Genomic DNA, 4,024 nt, shown 5'->3' with positions numbered 1-4,024 from the left:
CTGATTCCCGACCTCGTCGGGCGCGCCGTCTGGAAGGTCAAGGACATCGGTCACCTGCAGGTCGCGGGCGTGCTCCGCCAGATCCGGGGCGAGTGGGCGCTCGACCCGGCCGTGCGGCAGTCGACGTTCGCCTGGGGCGCGAGCGTCTCCGGCGTCGTGCCGTTCCACTACTTCGATCTCACCGACCGTCTGATCTTCCAGATCAACGTCGGGAAGGGAAACGCGCGCTACGTCAACGACCTGAACTCGCTCGGCGGTCAGGACGCCGTCTTCGACGACGCCACCGGCCGGCTCGAGCCCCTGCGCGTCACGGGCGGGTACATCGACTTCGAGCACCAGTGGAAACGGTGGGAGACCACGCGCGTGATGAAGCTGCGCTCGTCGGTCATCTGGAGCTACGTCGAGGTCGACAACCTGACGTTCCAGCCCGACGACGCCTACCATCGCACGAACCGATGGTCCGCCAACCTCGTCTTCTCGCCGATCGAGCGGATCAACTTCGGCATCGAATACGTCTACGGGACCCGGACCAACAAGAACGGGAACCGCGGAAAGTCCAGCCAGGTCCAAGTCGTGGGGATCTTCCGGTTTTGATCGGCGCGCGCATCGTCGTCGCGATCCTGGCCCTCCTGGCGGGGTCGGGGGCCGCCGCGTCGACGCAGCGCGTGCTCGTCCTGCACTCGTTCGGACGAGACGTCGAGGCGCACGCCGCCTTCTCGCGGATCTTCCAGACCGAGCTCGCGACGCTCCGCTCGGACCGGGTCGAGTTCCACGAGATCTCGCTGGGAATGACGGCCATCGGCGGGGAGCACTCCGAGGTCCATTTCGCGGATTATCTCGCCACGTTCGACGCGGGACACCCCTTCGACCTGGTGGTGTCGATCGGCGGGCCGGCGGCGCGCTTCGTGCAGCGGCACCGACGGCAGCTGTTCGCGAACACGCCGATGCTGATCGCGGCGACGGACGCGCGGCACCTGAGCGCGGGCACCGTCACCGAGCGCGATGCCGTCGTCCCGGTGCACGTCGATCTGTTCGCCAACGTCCAGAACGTCCTCCGAGTGCTGCCGGAGACGAAGGAGATCCTGGTCGTGCTGGGGAACTCCCCGCTCGAGAAGTTCTGGCTCGAGACGTTCCGCAGCGAGTTGCGCTCGTTCGAAGACCGGGTGCGCATCACCTACCTGGATACCGAGCCGCTCGACCGGATCCTCGATCGGGCCGAGGCGGCGGCTCCGGGGACCGCGATCGTCTACGCCCTCCTGCTCCAGGACGCCGCGGGTGTGCCCTACGGGGGCGAGCGTGGGCTCGCGGCGATTCGCGCGGTCTCCAGGGCCCCGATCTTCGGGTTGTGGGAGTACCAGCTCGGAAAGGGGGTCGTCGGGGGCCCGGTCATCTCGGTCGACGAGCTCGCGAGGATCTCCGCCCTCGTCGCCGGGAAGATCCTGGACGGAGAGCCCCCCTCGCGCTTCCGCCTGGAGCCGGCCACCGCGCACCGGATCGTCTTCGATGCCTCGGAGCTCGCCCGCTGGGACATTCCCCGCTCCCGTCTGCTTCCCGGCAGCGAGATCCGCTTCGAGAAACCCACCCTTTGGGAGCTCTACTGGGGCCGGATCCTGGCGGTGGCGGCGTTCTGCGTCGGCCAGGGCGCGCTCATCGTCTGGTTGTTCAGCAGCCGCGTGCGCGTGCGCCGCGCGGAAGCGGAGATCCGCGACGTGAGCGGGAGGCTCGTCGCGGCGCAGGAAGAGGAGAGGGCTCGCCTCGCCCGCGAGCTGCACGACGACGTGACCCAGCAGATCGCCCGACTCGCGATCGACGCGGGACGCATGGAGATGAGCCCGGCGTTCAAGGACGGCCCCGAAGCGGCCACCCTGCGCGACCTTCGCGCGGGGCTCGTCCGGCTGAGCGAACACGTCCACGTGTTGTCGTACAACCTCCACCCGTCGTTGCTCGACGATCTGGGCCTGGCGGACGCGATCCAGGCGGAGGTCGACCGTGTCGCCAGCCAGTGGGCCGTCACGATCGAGGTCGATGTGACGAACCTCCCCGACCGTACGCCCAGCGCCCCGGCGCGCTGCCTCTTCCGCGTCGCGCAGGAGGCGCTGCGGAACGTCGTGCGTCATGCGCGGGCGCGCACGGTCCGAGTCCAGCTGAGCGGCGAGCGGCGCGGCATCCGGCTGACCGTGAGCGACGACGGAATCGGTTTCGGGGCTCCTCCCGAGGGGCGTCACCGGACGCTCGGCCTCGCGTCGATGCGGGAGCGGGTGCGGATGGCGGGGGGGGCCTTCACGGTGGCGAGCGTGCCCGGCATGGGCACGACCGTCGACGCCTGGGTTCCGCTCGCGGAGAAACACGCATGAGCCGGCCGAGAGTGCTGCTCGCCGACGACCACCGCATCGTGGCGGAGGGGCTCCGGACGCTTCTGAGCGCCGATTTCGAGCTCGTCGGGATCGTGGAGGACGGCCTCGCGCTGGTCTCGGCGGTGGGAGAGCTGAAGCCGGACGTGGTGGTCGCCGACATCTCGATGCCGGGGCTCGGGGGGCTCGACGCGCTGGAACGGCTCAACCGCGATCATCCGGGGACGAAGGTCGTCTTCCTCACGATGCACCCCGAGGTCGCGTACGCCCGGCGCGCGCTGCAGCTCGGTGCGGCGGGATACGTGCTCAAGCACTCCGCTCCCGTCGAGCTGATCCTCGCGATTCGCGCCGCGCTCGCCGGGGACGTCTTCATCACGCCCACCCTCGTCGGGCCGCTGATGCGACACCCGAAGGGGGGGGAGTCGGGCCCGGCCGCCGCGGTGACCCCGCGCCAGCGGGAGATCCTCGAGCTCCTCGCCGAAGGAAGGTCCGCCAAGGAGATCGCCGCGATCCTCTCGATCTCGACACGGACCGTCGAATCCCACAAGTACCAGATGATGGAGGCGTGGGGTTTCCACACGAGCGCCGAGCTCGTCACCTTCGCGATCAAGCTCGGGATCGTCCGTATCTGAGCTCCCGCCCGTAGATCCCCCGGCACCCGCTCAGTAGTCTTACGAGGTCCTCTCGCCGCGCTCCTGTCCTACGCTGCGGCCGGTTCTCCATGACCACGAAAAACGCGGGATGTGTGGTGCTCGCCGACCGTCACTACGGAGTGGCGGAGGGCGTGCGCGGACTGCTGGAGACGATGTTCGACGTGGTGGTGACGGTCGCGGACGAGGCTTCGCTCGGCGAGAGCGCTTCCAGGCTCGACCCGGCGCTCGCCATCGTGGAGCTGACGCTCAGCCCCGGGGAGCGCCTCGCGTGGCTCACCCGGCTCCATGCGCGGTGCCCCGGGCTCAAGGTCATCGTCCTGAGCGTCCACGACGAGCCCAGCGTGAGGCAGGCGACGCTCGCGGCGGGGGCGAGCGGCTTCGTCGTCAAGAGGGCCATCGCAACAGAATTGCTGCCCGCCGTCGAGACCGTCCTCGCGGGGCGGCGTTACCCGGCATGAGGAGTCCGATGATCGTCGCGATGATCCTGATCGGCGCGCTGACTGCCGCTCCCGCCGCGGGAGCCTCCGCGAGCGTCGTCTGCACGTCGGAGGCCGGGGGGCGCAACCGGTGCCCCGCGGACACCTCCGCGGGGGTCGCGCTCCTCCATTCGACGGGTACCGCCGCGTGCCTGCTCGGCAAGACGTGGGGATACGACGACGAAGGCGTCTGGGTCTCCGACGGCTGCAGTGCCGAGTTCGTGACCGGTGCCACCGCTCCCGGGCCCGCGGCGCCGGCCGAGGTCGCAGCCAAGACCCCCGAATACGTACCGAACGCCGGGTTCCTCCTCTACGAGGGCGAGAACGGCCAGATCTACATGCGCCTGTTCAGCTACGTGCGGTACCTGAACCAGAAGGGGCTGGACGCGAGCTACACCGATTTCTTCGGCAATCTCAAGACCGTTCCGCAGCGCGAGGACGTCCAGCTCAACAAGTTCTTCCTTCCCTTCACCGGTTGGTTCCTCAACCCGAAGATGCGTTACTACCTCTACGTCTGGTCCTCGAACCCCTCGCAGGGGGATCC

At 69.1% G+C, this 4,024-nt stretch carries 5 protein-coding genes; all 5 read left to right on the top strand.

Features of this window, described 5'->3' with window-relative positions; genetic code table 11:
- Nucleotides 1-594 (top strand): DcaP family trimeric outer membrane transporter (locus tag VF139_18880; protein ID HEX6853468.1); only part of this gene is annotated, 594 nt, incomplete at its 5' end.
- Nucleotides 591-2,354 carry a sensor histidine kinase gene (locus VF139_18875; protein HEX6853467.1) on the top strand — a complete coding sequence of 588 codons (1,764 nt, stop codon included), beginning with the start codon at nucleotides 591-593 and terminating at the stop codon, nucleotides 2,352-2,354. The genes VF139_18880 and VF139_18875, both read left to right, overlap by 4 nt.
- A complete protein-coding gene (locus VF139_18870; protein ID HEX6853466.1) occupies nucleotides 2,351-2,983 on the top strand; it encodes a response regulator transcription factor in 633 nt (210 codons plus the stop codon). Before VF139_18875 ends, VF139_18870 begins: the two co-directional genes overlap by 4 nt.
- Nucleotides 2,984-3,072: 89 nt before the next feature.
- Nucleotides 3,073-3,462, top strand: a complete 390-nt coding sequence (locus tag VF139_18865) for a response regulator transcription factor (GenBank protein HEX6853465.1) — start codon at nucleotides 3,073-3,075, stop codon at nucleotides 3,460-3,462.
- An 8-nt stretch (nucleotides 3,463-3,470) separates the two neighbouring features.
- Nucleotides 3,471-4,024: DUF3011 domain-containing protein (locus VF139_18860; GenBank protein HEX6853464.1), on the top strand; the 554-nt coding region annotated here is incomplete at its 3' end.

The organism is Candidatus Polarisedimenticolaceae bacterium (assembly GCA_036376135.1).
Classification (GTDB): Bacteria; Acidobacteriota; Polarisedimenticolia; order Polarisedimenticolales; family DASRJG01; genus DASVAW01.
Note: the sequence above shows the minus strand (reverse complement) of the source record. Positions and strands in the feature narration are given on the sequence as shown.